Genomic DNA, 15,225 nt, shown 5'->3' with positions numbered 1-15,225 from the left:
CACTAAACCGTCAGACCTTCGACAGGCCGGCATCCAGCGCCTCACCGATCTTCGTCACGTCGGCGGCGGTGATGATGAGCGGCGGCGACAGGATGATGGCGTTGCCCGACACGCGCAGCATGACGCCGGCCTCATAGGCGGCCTCCGAAACCACGGCCATGGTCTTCTTGTCGGCCGGCTTTTTCGTCGTGCGGTCCGAGACCAACTCCAGCGCCGCCATCAAGCCCTTGTACCTGACATCGCCGACGATCGCATGCCTGGCCTTCAGCTCCTCCAGCGCGGCCGCGAGTTCGACGCCCCGTGCCGCCGCGTTCTCGTTCAGGCGAAGCCGTTTGGTCTCGGCAAGCGCCGCCAGACCCGCGGCGCAGCCGACCGGGTGGCCGGAATAGGTATAGCCGTGGCCGATCGCACCAAAACTGGTCTTGTCGGCCTCGAAGACATCGGCGACTTTTCCGCCGATCAAGGTCGCGCCGAGCGGGAAATAACCTGACGTGATCGCCTTGGCGATGGTCATGAAGTCCGGCTTCACGCCGGACAGACGCGAACCCGACCATGCGCCGGTGCGGCCGAAGCCCGTCACCACCTCGTCGGCGATCAGCAGGATCTCGTGGCGGTCGCAGATTTCGCGCACCAGCGGCATGAAGCTCTCATGCGGAACGATGACGCCGCCGGCGCCGAGAACCGGCTCCATGATGAAAGCGGCGATGGTGTCGCCGCCCTGGAAGGCGATCTCGTCCTCCAGCGCCTTGGCGCAGAGCCTCGCCAACCGCGCGGGATCGGTCTCGTCGAATGGATTGCGGAAGGTCCAGGGTGCGGGAATGTGGAAGACGCCGGGCAGCAGCGGCTCGTAGTTGCGACGGAAATTGGCGTTGCCGTTAACCGACGCGCCGCCGAAATGCGTGCCGTGGTAGCCTTTCTTCAGCGCCAGGAACTTGGTGCGGTCGGCCTGGCCGCGGATCTTCCAATATTGCCTGGCCAGTCGCAGTGCCGTTTCGACCGAATCCGAGCCGCCCGAGGTGAAGAAGGTCCGCACCATGCCTTCAGGCTCGAACCATTCGCAGAGTTCGTAGGCGAGTTCGATCGACGGTCCAGTCGAGGTGCCGCGAAAACCGGAATAATAGGGCAGCGCGCCAAGCTGGTCGGCGATCGCCTTCTTGATCGGGGCGCAGCTGTAGCCGAGATTGACGTTCCACAGGCCGCCGACGGCATCGAGCACCGTGTTGCCGGCGATGTCGGTGACCATCACGCCCTCGCCCTTCATGATCACCTTTGGCGGGTTGGCCCGCATCTCGGCCGGATGCGCCATTGGGTGCCAGATCGGCTTGGCGTTGGTCTCGGTGAGGAAATTGATGTCGCGCATGAAAGGGCTCCGCAAAAATCTCAGGCAGCTGAAACGAGGTCGAAATGGCCGAGTGCTTCGGCATAGGATTGGGCCGGGTGAGCAACGTCGAAATGAACCGTGCGCATGCCGGCAGCACAGCCGCCATCGACATTGCGCTGCTGGTCGTCGACGAAGACGCAAGCACCGGCCGGCAGGCCGAGCGCTTCGGTGACCAAGGCATAGGCGCGCGGATCGGGCTTGAGGATGCCGGTGTAGGTGGCGTCGGTGATCACATCGAAGAAGCCGAGCAACGGCAGCCGCTGGCGGAAGTCGGCGCCGTAGAACAGGTCGAGTTCATTGGACAGTATGGCCAGTCGAAAGCCGGCCGCATGCACCGTGCGAATGGCGCTGTCGGCTTCGGGCCGCACCACCTTTTCCGGCTCCGCGCCACGCGCGCGCCGGACGAAGGTTTCCATCGCCTGCCAGTCCTCGCCGATGAGCTGACCGACCTCACTGGTGCGGGAGCGCCAGTAGTCGCGCTCGCTGATCTCGTCTGCTTGCATCGCGCGCCACAGCGGATCGCTGTCAGGATCGAACGGCCCGCGCCATTGCAGCGTTCCAGGCGCAAGGCCGAGCGCCTGTTCGGTCAAAGCATGCGTTTCGAACAGGGTCCGGGTGACGACGCCGCCGAAATCGAGGACAAGCGCCTGGGCGGGAACAGCACTCACGCTGCCACTCCCTTGGCCGGCTTGCCGCGCGGGACGATGCCTTCCTCGACCCAGCGGTCGAAGATCTCGAGCGCCTTGCCGACGAAGTCGTCGCTGTTGATGTGAGCGTCGATCTCGTGGAACTCGACCCCGGCGGGAATAGCCCTGCGCATTTCGTCAGTGAAGGCCGCGAGAGCCTCGGGGTCATAGAGCGGCTCGCCCTGCACGTCCCATTCCTGGATGCCTCCGGTTGGCAGGATGAAGGCGGAGCGGCCTTTCGCGGCACCGAGCTTGGCGGCGATGGTCTTGGCGACCTGGCGGCGATCGTCGGCATCGACGGTGACCGAAGCGATCAGCCTGTTGTGGGCATGAAACGGCCGCGTCGAGAATTTAGCCGGCAAATCCTGCCAGGTCGGCAGATCGACCATGTCGACCGCCCCGGGTGCGGCGATCTGCGGAATGCCGCGAGCGCCGGCATTCTCCAGCCGGTCGGCGCCGGAACTGACGACGGATCCCGCGAGATGATTGGTGATTTCCTGCAGGCTGAAGTCGAAGACCGCGCAGAAATGATCTTGGCCGGCGATCGATTCGAAGGCGCGGCCGCCCATTCCGGTGGTGTGGAAGACCGCAACGTCATAGCCGCGCCGTTCCAGGGCCGGCTTCAGCGTCTTCATGTAGCGCAGGCAGCTGCTGCCGAGCGAGGTCATGCCGATGGTCGGCCCCGGTGCCTGCGCCGACGCGCGAGACGCCAGTACGATTTTAGCCGCGCCGACGACCGCACCGCAGGCCTGCGACAGGACCAGCCTGCAGATGTTGTTGAGGCCGTACAGTCCGCCCGCCCAGAGGATCATCATCAGGTCGGGGGCGACGCGCTCGGGCGGGATGAGATGCGAATAGGCGATGGTCGAGACGACGAATTTCGGCACGCCGAGCGGCAGGCAAAGCGCCACGTCGAGCGCCAGATCGGTTCCCATGGAGCCGCCTATGGCAATGAACGCGTCGATCTCGCCACTTTGATGGAGCTTGCGCACCAGCTGCACGGCGCCGCCGGCCATCAGCGTCATGGCGGTGTTCTCATCACCGCTCGAAACGATCTCGGCGATCGTCACATCTACAGCCCGGGCCACGGCGTGCTTGTCGTGGTCCGGGCTGTAGGGCGGGTCGCCCAGCACGCTGACATCCATCATCACGGCGCTGCCGCCCGACGCCTCGATGCACTGTTTCATGAACAGCAGCTCTTCGGCCTTTGTGTCGCCGGTGCCGATGACCAGGATGCGGGGCGCTGTCTCCGAGGGCATCAGGCCTGCCTCCTCAAGATTTGCAGGTTTTCGCCGTTGAGGCGCATGGAAATCTCCCGTGCCGCCTCCCTCACGGCAAGTCCCCGTTCGGCGATCGCGGCTGCCGTCGTTCTGGCCTTTGGCGCCGCCACCGCGATGGTGCCGAGCGCAAAGCCATCCGCCCCGCGGATTGCCGCCGCGACGCTGATCACACCTTCCTCATAGCCCTGGTCGCAGATCGAATAGCCGCGCTCGCGCGCCTCGCTCATGGATCTTGAGATTGCGGCCGGCTCGATCAGCGTATGGGCCGTGAAAGCGTCGAGCGAACCCGTCAGGCATGCCTTGACGGTCTCGTCGCGGGCGAAGGCCAGATAGGCGATGCCTGACGCGGTCGAATGCAGGGGCAGCAACTGACCGATGTCGATGTTGACCCGGTTCGCCCATGCCGGATGCTCGACATGGACGGTGACCAGGCTGTCGACGCCGAATTCCGACAAATGCACGGTCTCGGCCGTCGATGCTGCCAGGTCCCGCACCAGCGGAACAGCCGTCTGCAGGAAGGGAAAGCGCGCTTCGCGGATGCGCGCCAGCCGCGACAGGCCGGCGCCGAGGCGATAGTGCCGCGTGCCGATATCCTGCTCGACAAAACCATGGCCGGCCAGCGCAACCAGCAGCCGCCTTGTCGTCGCCTTGTCGAAGCCCGAGCGGCGCGCCAGATCGGACAGGCCGAGCTCGGGCTCGTCGACGCTGAACAGCTCCAGAAGCGAGATCGCTTTTCCGACCGTACTCAAATTTGCCTCCCGGTTCGGGACAATCATTTAACGTGTGAATTAACTTGACAGGCATCGGCATTGTTTGCAAGTCTATATTCAAAATAACGGTTCGAATAATGAACCGACCACCAGAGTGCATGGGACAGGCCATTCGGCCGGCGAGCCTGAGGGTTTGCAAACAGGAGGGATCAATGACGGCAGTTGCAGAACAGGCGCCGGCCAACAGGCTGCGCAAGAACAGTCTTGGCGTCGGCGCCATCACCTTCATGGTGATTTCGGCGGCCGCCCCGCTCACGGCCGTCGCCGGCGGCACGCCGCTCGGCATGCTGATGGGCAATGGCGCCGGCTTTGCCGGCACCTATCTGATCGTGACGGTGCTGCTGCTTTTGTTCGCGGTTGGCTATGTCGCCATGTCACGCCATGTCGGCAATGCCGGCGCCTTCTATGCCTATGCCGCGCGCGGCCTCGGCAGCATGGCCGGCGGCGCTACGGCGCTGATCGCCATCCTGTCCTACAATGCCATGCAGATCGGGGTCATGGGCCTGCTCGGTGCCGCGACATCAGGCCTGTTCGCCGGCTGGGGCATCAATTTGCCCTGGTGGGTGTGGAGCTTCATCGCCATCGCGCTGGTCGCCGTGCTCGGCTATCGGCAGGTCGACCTCTCCGCCAAGATCCTGACGGTGCTGGTGCTGTGCGAATATCTTGTGGTGCTGGTCCTCGACATCGCCATCCTCAAGACCGGCGGCGACAGCGGCCTGTCGGCGGCGCCATTCAGCTGGAGCCAGATCGTCAGCGGCTCGCCGGCCATCGCAATCCTGTTCTGCTTTGCCGCCTTCATCGGTTTCGAGGCGACGACGATCTATGCCGAGGAAGCCCGCGATCCAAAGGTCACCATTCCGCGCGCCACCTATTTTTCGGTCGTGCTGATCGGTGTCTTCTACATGCTCACGGCATGGCTGATGGCGGTCGGCGCCGGTGTCGACAAGCTGCTGCCGACGCTGCAAGGGCTGCAGGATCCGACGACCTTCCTGTTCGGCCTGTCGGATCGTTACGCCGGCACGATGCTGTCGCAGGCGATGAGCATCCTGTTCGTGTCGAGCCTGTTTGCCGGCGTGCTGGCGTTCCACAATGCGGTTGCGCGCTATATCTATGTCTCGGGCCGCGAAAAACTGTTGCCGCAGACGGTCGGCGTGACGCATGCGGTGCACCAGAGCCCGCATGTCGCTTCCATCATCCAGAGCGTGCTCGCCGCGGTCGTCGTCGGCCTCTTCGCCGTGCTCGGCCTCGATCCGGTGCTGGCGCTGTTTTCGTGGCTGACCAATGTCGCGACGCTCGGCGTCATCGTCATGATGGCGGTGGCCTCGCTTGCCGTGGTGATGTTCTTCCGCGCCAATCCATCGACGCAGGAGAACGCGATGAAGACCACCATCCTGCCCGGGCTGACCTTCATCGCCTTCGTCATCATCATCTACCTGATCGTCATCAATTTCGGCAGCCTGTCCGGGGCCGGCGGTTTTCTCGGTGTGTTCCTGCCGGGGCTGGTGCTGATCGCCGCGATCGTCGGCCTGCTGCTGGCCAGCGCGCTGAAGAGCCGCGATCCCATAGCCTTCGAAACCCTCGGCCAGCCGTTGAAAGATTGAGAAAAGCAAAGGGGCGGCGTGCCACGCCGCCCCTTACACCAAGGGGAGTGGCGGATTTGAGCTTTGCCGAAAATATCACCGTCGAGGCATTGGAAGCCGATCCCTACCCGATCTATGCAGAGCTCAGGCGCAGCGCGCCTGTCGCTTTCGTGCCGGCGGTCAATCTGTGGTTCGTCACCCGCTGGAAGGATGTCGAGAGCGTCGCCAAGTCGCCCGACATCTTCTCCGCCGTCGTCGGCTCGTCGCCGGTCGAGCGCTCCTTCGGCAAGCCCACCATCCTGACCACCGATGGCGAGACGCACAAGCAACTGCGCCAAGGCGTCGACCCGAAATACCGGCCGCGCACAGTCGCCGCCTATGCCAGCGACCTCGTGCGGTCGATCGCCGAACCTTTTCTCGATCGGATCGCCAACCAGGGTTCCGCCGAGCTGATGGCCGACTATTTCGAGCCGGTGTCGACGCTCAGCCTGGCGCGCTCGCTCGGCCTTGCCGACATCGACATGCCGACGCTGCGCCGCTGGTTCTATGGCCTTGCCCAGGGCGCCATCAATTTCGAGAACGACCCGAAGCGGCAGGAGATCGCCGACGCGATCAGCGCCGAGGTCGGCGACGCCATCCTGCCGACGCTGGAAAGGCTTGTCCACGCACCGGATGATTCCGCGCTGTCGCATATGCTGCATGACGGCATGCCGGAGGGCACGACGCGGCCAATCGACTTCCTGATGCCGAGCATCAAGGTCATCCTGCTTGGCGGCATGCAGGAGCCCGGACATGGCGCCGGCTCGATCGTCGCCGGCCTGCTGGCCCACCCCGAACAATTGCGGCAGGTGCTCGCCGATCCCGAGACCTTTGTGCCGAAGGCTGTCGATGAAGGTTTGCGCTGGGTGGCGCCGATCGGCACGCAGACGCGGCAGACGACGCGGGCGGTCGAGCTTGGCGGCGTGACGATCCCCGCCGGCGCCGCGGTAGCCGCCCTCGTCTCTTCGGCAAGCCGCGACGAGAGCCGCTTTGCCGATCCCGACCGCTTCGACATCAACCGCGACGAAGGCAACCATGCCGCTTTCGGCTTCGGCCATCATTTCTGCTCGGGCCGGTTCTTCGCACGCGAGCAGATGTGCCTTGCGGTAAGGCTGTTGCTCCAACGCTTCCCCGATCTCAGCCTTGTGCAGGGCAGGGAACCGGTGTTTCGCGGCTGGGAATTCCGCGCGCCCACCACATTGCATGTGTCCCTTGGAGTCCGTCATCCATGATCAGTCAGGTTGCCATCGACACGCTGCGCAAGACGGAGATCGGCGCGCGGGGCCTGTTCATCGATGGCGCACAGACCGAGGCTACAAGCGGCGAAACCCTGCCGGTGACGTCGCCGGTTGATGGCCGCCCGTTTGCCAGTATCGCCGATGGCAATGCCGCCGACATCGACCGCGCGGTCAAGTCGGCGCGCAAGGCGTTCGAGAAGGGCTCGTGGTCGCGATCAGCGCCGGCCTTTCGCAAGAAGGTGCTGACGAAATTCGCCGAGCTGGTCGAAAAGCATGCCGACGAGCTCGCCGTGCTCGGCGTGCGCGACAATGGCACCGAGATCGGCATGGCCTACAAGGCCGAACCGCTCTCGGCGGCAGGCACCATCCGCTACTACGCCGAGGCCATCGACAAGGTCTATGGCGAGATCGCGCCGACGGCCGACAATGTTCTGGGACTGATCCACAAGGAGCCGCTCGGCGTCGTCGGCGTCATCGTGCCGTGGAATTTTCCGCTGATGATCGGCGCCTGGAAGATTGCGCCGGCGCTTGCCGCCGGCAATTGCGTGGTGGTCAAGCCCCCGGAAATCGCTTCGCTCACGCTGCTGCGGCTGGCCGAACTGGCAAGCGAGGCCGGACTTCCCGCCGGTGTGCTCAATGTCGTCACCGGCCGTGGTTCGGTTACCGGCGAGGCGCTCGGCCTGCATATGGATGTCGACGCCATCGCCTTCACCGGTTCCGGCCCGGTCGGCCGGCGGCTGCTCGAATATTCCGCTCGCTCCAACCTGAAACGCGTCTTCCTCGAACTCGGCGGCAAGTCGCCCAACATCGTCTTTGCCGATGCTCCCGACCTAAAACAGGCGGCGGGCGTCTCGGCCAACGGCATTTTTCGCAATTCCGGCCAGGTCTGCGTCGCCGGCTCGCGCCTGCTCGTCCAGGCGTCGGTCTATGACCGTTTCATGGACGAGCTTCTCTTGGCAACGACCCGGCTGAAAGTCGGCGACCCGCTCGATCTCTCCAGCGACATCGGCGCGGTGTCGAGCGCCGAACAGCTGGACAAGAACCTCGGTTTCGTCGCCAGGGCCACGGAAGAAGGTGCCCGTCTCGTCACCGGCGGCGAACGGATCCTGACCGAGACCGGCGGCAGCTACATGGCGCCGACGATCTTCGAGAACGTCACGCAAGACATGCAGCTTGCGCGTGAGGAGGTGTTCGGGCCCGTACTCGGCGTCATGCGCTTCGAAACCGAGGAGGAGGCGGTCCGGCTTGCCAATTCGACCGTCTACGGGCTTGCCTCCGCGGTGTGGACCGCCAACCTCTCCACCGCGCATCGCATGGTGCGCGCCATCAATGCCGGCGTCGTCCACGTCAACACCTATGGCGGCGCCGACATCACCGTGCCGCTCGGCGGCGTCAAGCAGTCGGGCTTCGGCCGCGACAAGTCGCTGCACGCGCTGGAGAAATATCTGGAACTCAAGACCGCGTGGATCGCGCTTTGAGACCAACCGTGGCGCTGGCCTGCCTCCGAATCTGACCTTCCCACGGAGATGCCCAGGATCGCCTTAGATCCGGCGGCGGTCGGCCGAGCGCCGTCTTGTTCTCTCTTCGTTGGAATTTTTGAGAGAATATTCCTGGCTTTGGCGAGAACGGCGAAACGCGTTCTTTGATTAAATCAATAGAATTCCTGACGATGTGATCAAGGCTAGGCAGTCCGCTTGGCCGCATGACTTCACAACTGCAGAGATCAATCATGTCCGACTTCAAAAACACTTTGCCATCTTCCTCAGGGTCAACCATCAACCGGCGCAGCGGCCTGGCTCTGCTGTTCGCATCGGCCGTCGCGGTCGGCAGCCTGATGGCACCGCATGCATCGTTCGCCGAGGACAAGAAGGCGATCAAGGTCGGCATCATCAGCGGCGAGGACGAGGATGTCTGGCGCGTCGTCGTTGCCCAGGCGGCCGAAAAGGGCCTCGCCATCGAGACCGTGGTGTTCAACGACTACACCCAGCCCAACGAGGCGCTGGAGCGCGGCGAAATCGACGCCAACGCCTTCCAGCACCAGCCCTATCTCGACAACCAGATCAAGACTCAAGGCTATCACATCGTGCGTGTCGGCTATACCGGCGTCTGGCCGATCGGCCTCTATTCGAAGAAGTACAAAGCAGTCGCCGACCTGCCCGAGGGCGCGGTCGTCGGCGTGCCGAACGACCCATCCAACGAAGGCCGGGCGCTGCGCGTGCTGCAGAACGAGGGCGTGATCAAGCTGAAAGACGGCACCGGCATTCTGGCCACCACCGCCGACATCGCCGAGAATGCGAAGAAGGTGGTGATCAAGGAACTCGACGCCGGCATCGTCGGCCGCTCGGTCGAGGATCTCGACGCGGCCGTGGTCAACACCGACTGGGCGCTGAAAAGCGGCCTGACGCCGGAAAACCGCATCGCGCAGGAGCCCATCGCCGACAATCCCTACCGCAATTTCATCGCGGTGAAGGCCGGCAACGAGAACGAGGCCTGGGTGAAGACGCTGGTCGCCTCCTATCAGAACGAGGCGGTGAAGGCCGAGTTCGACAAGGTCTACAAGGGCACCGGCCTCAGCGCCTATTGACCCGATCGTCGACCGGAAACCCGGTTCGAGAGCAATAGCGGTCCGCGCTCAGGCGCGGGCCGCGATTGCGTTTTCGGAGAACAGGAACATTCATGAACCAGCATATCACGGCATCCGGAGAAACCGCCGATCCGACGCATGCCCGGCCCGACGCGTCTCAGGACGTCGTGCGCCTCGTCGACCTGAAGCGCCGCTTCGGTGTGACAGCGGCGCTCGACGGCATCTCGCTGACCGTGCGCAAGGGCGAGATCCTCGGTATCATCGGTCGCAGCGGCGCCGGCAAATCGACGTTGATCCGCTGCCTGAACGGGTTGGAACGGCCTGACTCCGGCGAGGTGTTCATCGAGGGCCGCGAGATCAGCCGGCTAGGCGAGCGCGACCTGCAGCCGTTGCGGCGACGCATCGGCATGATCTTCCAGCATTTCAACCTGCTGTCGGCCAAGACCGTCGAGGACAATGTGGCGCTACCGCTCAAGATCGAGGGGCGCCCGAAAGCCGAGAGGCTGAAGCGCGCCGCCGAACTGCTCGATCTCGTCGGCCTGTCGGAGAAAGCAAAAGCCTATCCGGCGTCGCTGTCGGGTGGCCAGAAGCAGCGCGTCGGCATCGCCAGGGCGCTGGCAGCACGGCCGGCGCTGCTTTTGTCGGATGAAGCCACTTCGGCGCTCGATCCGGAGACGACGCGCTCGATCCTTGCGCTGCTCAGGGATATCAACCGGCAGCTCGGCCTGACCATCCTGCTGATCACCCATGAGATGGAGGTGATCCGCTCGATCGCCGACCGCGTGACGGTGATCGATGCCGGGCGCATCGTCGAGCAAGGCCCGGTCTGGTCGGTATTCGCCGACCCGCGCTCGGACATCACCAGGAGCCTGCTCGGCGCCATCCGGCCGCAGCTGCCAGCCGAACTGGCGGCCCGGCTGCTGCCGGCGGCCGGCGCGGAGACGATCCTGCGCGTGGATGTGGCCGGCGAAGCGGCAAGCGGGCCATTGCTGTCCGACCTTGCCACGGCTGTTCCAGGCACCTTCCGCCTCGTCCATGGCGGCATCGACCATATCCAGCAGCAGCCGGTCGGCACGCTGTTCCTTTCGGTTCCCGGCAGCGATGCAAATCATCTCGCTGACATCATCACATTCCTGAAGGCCCGCCAGGCGCGGGTGGAGGTGCTTGGCCATGTCGCCGATCCTGTTTGAACTTCTGCTGCGTTCGATCTGGGAGACGGTGCTGATGACGGCCGCCTCCGGCCTCATCTCGCTGGTCTTCGGCCTGCCGCTCGGCCTGGCCTTGATCGCCACCGAACGCGGCGGGATTGCCGAAAGCCTGTGGGTGAACCGGTCGCTTGGCGCCGTCATCAACGGCTTCCGTTCGGTGCCCTTCATCATTCTTCTGGTCGCGCTCATCCCGGTGACGCGGCTGATCGTCGGCACCTCGATCGGCACATGGGCGGCCATCGTGCCGCTGTCGATCGCCGCCACGCCCTACTATGCGCGCATCGCCGAAGTGTCGCTGCGCGAAGTCGATCGCGGGCTGATCGAGGCGGCGCGCGCCATGGGCGGCAACCGCTGGACGATCATCCGCGAGGTGCTGGTGCCGGAAGCCCTGCCCGGCATTGTCGCCGGCTTCACGGTGACGCTGGTGACGCTGATCGGTGCCTCGGCCATGGCCGGCGCCATCGGTGCCGGCGGCCTCGGCGACCTCGCCATCCGCTACGGCTATCAACGATTTGAGACGTCCATCATGATCGCCGTGGTCATCGTGCTGATCATCCTGGTCTGCGGCATCCAGTGGGCGGGGGACCGGCTGGTGGCGAGGCTGGATCGGCGGGGGTGAAAGACTGGCTGGTGGCACGGCCGCGTACGGGATAGGCGGAGGCATCCCCGCCACCAAACCGTCTGACACCCGGCTTCACCCGCCAAAGCTGCCAAGCCGCGTCGGCTGCGTGTAGTTGCGGTCGACATAGAGCAGGGCCGAACCGCCGCTGCCGTGCCGGACATCGATGACGCGGCCGATCATGACATTGTGCGTGCCGACGATATGCACAGTCTCGATCTCGCAATCGAAATTGACGATCGCATCCGACAGCGCCGGCGTACCGGAGGTCAGCGTCTGCCAGCGTGCGGCGGAGTAGCGCGCTTCCATGTCCCTGGTCGCGCCGGCGAACTTTCCCGCCAGATGCATTTGGTCATGCGTCAGCACGTTGACGCAGAAGCGCTGGTTGGACAGGAACATGGCGGCCTGCGTCGAGCGCCCGTTCATGCACACCAGCAGCGTCGGCGGCTCGTCGGAGACGCTGCACATGGCGGTGGCGGTGAAGCCGCCGCGCCCTGCCGGGCCATCGGTGGTGACGATGTTGACCGGCGCGCAGACCCTCGCCATGGCGTCGCGGAAATCGGTTTTCGAAATCTGCGTGGCCATCTGGTTTCACTCGGCCGTTGAGACAAGCGGATTGAACCAGGTATCGCCCGTCCAGCCATTCTCGTCATAGTCGGCCATGCAGGTGTCGACGAGCTCTTCCATCGCCTTCAGCCGCCCGCCGCGTTCAGCTCCTTTCAGCACCTGCAGCCGCACCTCTTCCGGCGCGCCGGCATAGTTGAGCTCGTAGAGCGCGTGACGGCCGCCGAACTCGGTGCCGGTCGCGTCCCACAAAAGCTTCATGATCTTGATGCGCTCGATGTGGCCCATGTCGTTGGAGCCGCGCACATATTGCGCCAGATACTTGTCGATCTCGGGGTTGTTGAAGTCGCGCACCGACGACGGCAGGTAGATCAGCCCGGACGCGATCACCCGGCGCACGGTGTCGATGACGCGCGGATAGGCTTCCGACATGAAGGTGCGGTAGGCGAGCGCGGCTTCCAGATTGGGCAGCACCGCACCATTCGCCCACGGGATCGGGTTGTAGGCCATGGCGTTGGAAAAGCTCCAGAACATGTGCCGCAGTGCAATGACCTCGCCCAGTGCCGCCTGGTTGCCGCGGAAAGCATCGCCGCCCGTGGCGCGCAGCGCCTTGGCCAGCAGGCCGGCGAGGAAATCGAGCTTGACGGCGAAACGCGTGCAGCCCTGGAAGCAGTAGCCATGCATGAAGCCGGACGCCGGGTGGAAGGACAGGATCTTCTGCGCATCGCGCAGCACCAGCACGTCCTCCCAGGGGATGAAGACATTGTCGAGCACCAGGATCGCGTCGTTCTCGTCGAAGCGTGACGACAGCGGATAGTCGAACGGCGCCGCCACCGTGTTGGCCGTCTGCTCGTAGGAGACGCGGCAGAACATCTTTATCCCCGGCGCATTCATCGGCACGATGAACATCACCGACAGCGACGGATCCTCGGTGACCGTCGCCGATCCCTGCGCCAGGAAGTTATAGTGCGTCAGCGCCGAGGACGTCGCCACCACCTTGGCGCCGGAGACGTAGATGCCGGCATCCGTCTCCTTGGTGATGTGGACGAAGACGTCCTTCACCTGTTCGGCCGGCTTGTGGCGGTCAATCGGCGGGTTGACGATGGCATGGTTCATGAACAGCACGGCTTCCTGGGCACGCCTGTGCCAGGACAGGGCATTGTCCCTGAACGGCCCGTACCAGTCTGCGTTGGCGCCGAGCGTATTCATCAGCGCCGCCTTGTAGTCGGGCGTGCGCCCCATCCAGCCATAGGACATGCGTGACCACTCGGCGATCGCCGTCTGCTGGGCGGCGAGTTCGCCAGAGGATTTGGCGACGCGGAAATATTTGTGGGTGTAGCCGCCCGAGCCGGTGTCGGTCGGCGAAGTCAGCGTGTCCCGTCGCAGGGGATCATGCAGCGCATCGTAGAGGCGCGCCAGCGACCGCGCCGAATTGCGCATCGACGGGTGCGTGGTGACATCGGCAATGCGTTCGCCATTGATATAGACCTCGCGGCCGTCGCGCAGGCTCTCCAGATACTCGGCCCCGGTGAACGGCCGTGCCTTGTCGACGCGGAAGTCTTCTGATCGCATGATGGTCCTCCTCTTGAGTCGCAACACTAGCGCCTTGGGCATGCATTGGTTATGGACGGAACGGCAAAACCGATTGGACTTTTTCAGGCGCCATGAGCCAGAATTCCATCCCCGACTTCTTCGTCTATGGCGAGCCTGTGCGGCCGCTCGATGTCGGTTTCCTGCATGTCGAGACGGTGCTTGCGCGCAGCAATATCCATCTTGGTCAGGTTGCGGCGCACAAGCATCCGCAGATGGGCCAGATCACCTACTGGACCAGCGGCTCCGGCACCTACCGTATCGAAGACCGGTCCTGGGACTTTTCGGCGCCTGCCGTCAGCTTCGTGCCGAGCGCTGTCGTGCATGGCTTCTCGATCGGACCCGGCACCGATGCCATCGTCGTCTCGGTCGCCGACGGCGCGCTCGCGGCCATCGCCGCTCACAGCCTGCTGCCGCTGGACAGGCCGGTCTTTGCCGACGGTCTGCCACGACACGCAGCGTGGGCGAGACTGGCGGCGGTGCTGGAGATGATCGCCGCCGAATATGCCGAGGCGCAAGCCGGCAATGACAGGGTCCTGCCGGCGCTGATCGCCGTCGCACTCTCCCAAATTGCGCGCCTCAGCCCCGGCGTGACCGCCTCCGCCGCCTCTTCCGATGCTTCGCTGGCGCGGGGCCTGCGTCGGCTCGCCGACACGCATTTCCGCGACAACTGGCCGGTCGATCGCTACGTCGAGGCGCTGGCCACCACGCCGCATCTTCTCGACAAGGCTGCCCATGCGGTTCTGGGCGCCGGCGTCAAGCGGGTCGTCAGCGAAAGGCGGCTGCTGGAGGCCAAGCGCCTGCTGCTGTTCACCGTACGCACGGTGGAGGACATCGCCTACGAGATCGGCTTCGACGACCCGGCGTATTTTTCACGGTTCTTTCGCGCGCGAGTCGGCGAAGCGCCCGCCGCCTGGCGCCGGAAGCACTTGCAGGGCCATTGATCCTGCGTGAAATGCAGACCCCGTGACGCGCAATCCTCGATGTTGCAGCCACAGCCACTTTTTCGTGAAGCTGAACGGGTTGATCCCTTCGCCTGCCTGCCTAGGTAGAAAGGAGCGGCGGGTGCCACGCAAATCTGACATCGGACCAATCTGACGGTCGGCATGATATTTTCCTGCATTCAAAAGCTTGCCCTTCCTATTCTCTTCGTTGGCATCCAGTCTTCCTGCGTCGTTCCCGACGATACGTCGCGCGTGGCCAAGGTTGACCCCACCGCGGCGGCGGCTCGCAAGGAGATGGTCGGCCTCAGCGAAGCCGACGTCCGCATGTGCGCGGGGTTTCCGACCGCCACCGCGGACGCCGGCCGATCGGGCCAGATCTGGTCCTATAAGCGCGTCGTTCAGCGCGGCAATCTCAGCATCGTCGTCCCAACCATGGCATTGGGCGCGATCCCGGCGGTCGGTGGCTCCGTCAATGTCGCTCCCGGCGGTTATTGCGATACGCAAATTCGCATGGTCGACGGTCGCGTCGCCGAAGTTGCCTACGCCGGCGACAACAATATGCCGAACAGGCGCGACGCGCTTTGTGTCAGCACGGTGGACGCCTGCGTGACCTATGCGCGTCAACACGGTCAGAGGCCAGTGGCAGCGAAACGGCGATGACGGTCACGCAAATATCGTTGAGGGCTTGACTGACCCGCCGGACAGAATACGCTAGCGCAAAATACCGGCTCTGATCGCCGGG

The 15,225-nt window shown here is 64.4% G+C and carries 14 protein-coding genes; 8 read left to right on the top strand and 6 right to left on the bottom strand.

Going from position 1 to position 15,225, the window contains the following annotated elements; translation table 11 throughout:
- Positions 1 to 10: 10 nt before the first annotated feature.
- The 4 genes from NKH97_RS13470 to NKH97_RS13455 are packed head-to-tail and all read right to left on the bottom strand — an operon-like array spanning position 11 to position 4,096.
- A complete protein-coding gene (locus NKH97_RS13470; RefSeq protein ID WP_352673113.1) occupies positions 11 to 1,360 on the bottom strand; it encodes an aminotransferase class III-fold pyridoxal phosphate-dependent enzyme in 1,350 nt (449 codons plus the stop codon).
- Positions 1,361 to 1,380: 20 nt separating this feature from the next.
- Positions 1,381 to 2,049 (bottom strand): HAD family hydrolase, encoded by a 669-nt coding sequence (locus NKH97_RS13465; protein ID WP_352673111.1) that lies wholly within the window; start codon positions 2,047 to 2,049, stop codon positions 1,381 to 1,383.
- Positions 2,046 to 3,326 carry a Tm-1-like ATP-binding domain-containing protein gene (locus tag NKH97_RS13460; RefSeq protein ID WP_352553237.1) on the bottom strand — a complete coding sequence of 427 codons (1,281 nt, stop codon included), beginning with the start codon at positions 3,324 to 3,326 and terminating at the stop codon, positions 2,046 to 2,048. The genes NKH97_RS13465 and NKH97_RS13460 overlap by 4 nt, the downstream gene beginning before the upstream one ends.
- Positions 3,326 to 4,096: an IclR family transcriptional regulator gene (locus NKH97_RS13455; protein ID WP_352440634.1), complete on the bottom strand. Its 771-nt coding sequence runs from the start codon at positions 4,094 to 4,096 to the stop codon at positions 3,326 to 3,328. Before NKH97_RS13455 ends, NKH97_RS13460 begins: the two co-directional genes overlap by 1 nt.
- Positions 4,097 to 4,269: 173 nt before the next feature.
- Here NKH97_RS13455 and NKH97_RS13450 point away from each other — a divergent pair, with 173 nt between their 5' ends.
- The 6 genes from NKH97_RS13450 to NKH97_RS13425 all read left to right on the top strand — a co-directional run bounded on the left by NKH97_RS13450 (position 4,270) and on the right by NKH97_RS13425 (position 11,385).
- Complete coding sequence (locus NKH97_RS13450; RefSeq protein ID WP_352611511.1) at positions 4,270 to 5,718, top strand: APC family permease; 1,449 nt, start codon at positions 4,270 to 4,272, stop codon at positions 5,716 to 5,718.
- A gap of 56 nt (positions 5,719 to 5,774) precedes the next feature.
- Positions 5,775 to 6,968, top strand: coding sequence for a cytochrome P450 (locus tag NKH97_RS13445; RefSeq protein ID WP_352611510.1), 1,194 nt, complete (start codon positions 5,775 to 5,777; stop codon positions 6,966 to 6,968).
- A complete protein-coding gene (locus tag NKH97_RS13440) occupies positions 6,965 to 8,452 on the top strand; it encodes an aldehyde dehydrogenase (protein WP_352611509.1) in 1,488 nt (495 codons plus the stop codon). The genes NKH97_RS13445 and NKH97_RS13440 overlap by 4 nt, the downstream gene beginning before the upstream one ends.
- A 251-nt stretch (positions 8,453 to 8,703) precedes the next feature.
- Positions 8,704 to 9,558, top strand: a complete 855-nt coding sequence (locus NKH97_RS13435; protein ID WP_352553230.1) for a MetQ/NlpA family lipoprotein — start codon at positions 8,704 to 8,706, stop codon at positions 9,556 to 9,558.
- Between the two features lie 92 nt (positions 9,559 to 9,650).
- The gene (locus NKH97_RS13430) at positions 9,651 to 10,748 is read left to right on the top strand and encodes a methionine ABC transporter ATP-binding protein (protein WP_352673103.1); all 1,098 of its coding nucleotides are present in this window, start codon (positions 9,651 to 9,653) and stop codon (positions 10,746 to 10,748) included.
- Positions 10,729 to 11,385, top strand: a complete 657-nt coding sequence (locus NKH97_RS13425) for a methionine ABC transporter permease (RefSeq protein WP_023810829.1) — start codon at positions 10,729 to 10,731, stop codon at positions 11,383 to 11,385. The genes NKH97_RS13430 and NKH97_RS13425 overlap by 20 nt, the downstream gene beginning before the upstream one ends.
- A 75-nt stretch (positions 11,386 to 11,460) precedes the next feature.
- Here the strand turns inward: NKH97_RS13425 and NKH97_RS13420 are convergent, their stop codons facing one another.
- Both NKH97_RS13420 and NKH97_RS13415 read right to left on the bottom strand, forming a co-directional pair.
- On the bottom strand, positions 11,461 to 11,970 hold the full coding sequence (locus NKH97_RS13420) for a flavin reductase (RefSeq protein ID WP_352440629.1): 510 nt from the start codon (positions 11,968 to 11,970) through the stop codon (positions 11,461 to 11,463).
- Positions 11,971 to 11,976: 6 nt separating this feature from the next.
- On the bottom strand, positions 11,977 to 13,521 hold the full coding sequence (locus NKH97_RS13415; protein ID WP_352440628.1) for a 4-hydroxyphenylacetate 3-hydroxylase N-terminal domain-containing protein: 1,545 nt from the start codon (positions 13,519 to 13,521) through the stop codon (positions 11,977 to 11,979).
- A gap of 92 nt (positions 13,522 to 13,613) precedes the next feature.
- On the opposite strand from NKH97_RS13415, the gene NKH97_RS13410 reads away from it, so the two are divergent.
- On the top strand, positions 13,614 to 14,483 hold the full coding sequence (locus tag NKH97_RS13410) for a helix-turn-helix domain-containing protein (RefSeq protein WP_352440627.1): 870 nt from the start codon (positions 13,614 to 13,616) through the stop codon (positions 14,481 to 14,483).
- A 252-nt stretch (positions 14,484 to 14,735) separates the two neighbouring features.
- Positions 14,736 to 15,143: a hypothetical protein gene (locus NKH97_RS13405; protein WP_245273201.1), complete on the top strand. Its 408-nt coding sequence runs from the start codon at positions 14,736 to 14,738 to the stop codon at positions 15,141 to 15,143.
- The last annotated feature ends 82 nt before the right edge of the window (positions 15,144 to 15,225 follow it).

This window comes from Mesorhizobium sp. M0870 (assembly GCF_040319775.1).
Classification (GTDB): Bacteria; Pseudomonadota; Alphaproteobacteria; order Rhizobiales; family Rhizobiaceae; genus Mesorhizobium.
Note: the sequence above shows the minus strand (reverse complement) of the source record. Positions and strands in the feature narration are given on the sequence as shown.

Coding starts and splice junctions, on each gene's coding strand:
- NKH97_RS13430 (WP_352673103.1), top strand. CDS start 9,651: ATGAACCAGCATATCACGGCATCCGGAGAAACCGCCGATCCGACGCAT.
- NKH97_RS13450 (WP_352611511.1), top strand. CDS start 4,270: ATGACGGCAGTTGCAGAACAGGCGCCGGCCAACAGGCTGCGCAAGAAC.
- NKH97_RS13440 (WP_352611509.1), top strand. CDS start 6,965: ATGATCAGTCAGGTTGCCATCGACACGCTGCGCAAGACGGAGATCGGC.
- NKH97_RS13435 (WP_352553230.1), top strand. CDS start 8,704: ATGTCCGACTTCAAAAACACTTTGCCATCTTCCTCAGGGTCAACCATC.
- NKH97_RS13470 (WP_352673113.1), bottom strand. CDS start 1,360: ATGCGCGACATCAATTTCCTCACCGAGACCAACGCCAAGCCGATCTGG.
- NKH97_RS13415 (WP_352440628.1), bottom strand. CDS start 13,521: ATGCGATCAGAAGACTTCCGCGTCGACAAGGCACGGCCGTTCACCGGG.
- NKH97_RS13460 (WP_352553237.1), bottom strand. CDS start 3,326: ATGCCCTCGGAGACAGCGCCCCGCATCCTGGTCATCGGCACCGGCGAC.
- NKH97_RS13410 (WP_352440627.1), top strand. CDS start 13,614: ATGAGCCAGAATTCCATCCCCGACTTCTTCGTCTATGGCGAGCCTGTG.
- NKH97_RS13420 (WP_352440629.1), bottom strand. CDS start 11,970: ATGGCCACGCAGATTTCGAAAACCGATTTCCGCGACGCCATGGCGAGG.
- NKH97_RS13425 (WP_023810829.1), top strand. CDS start 10,729: ATGTCGCCGATCCTGTTTGAACTTCTGCTGCGTTCGATCTGGGAGACG.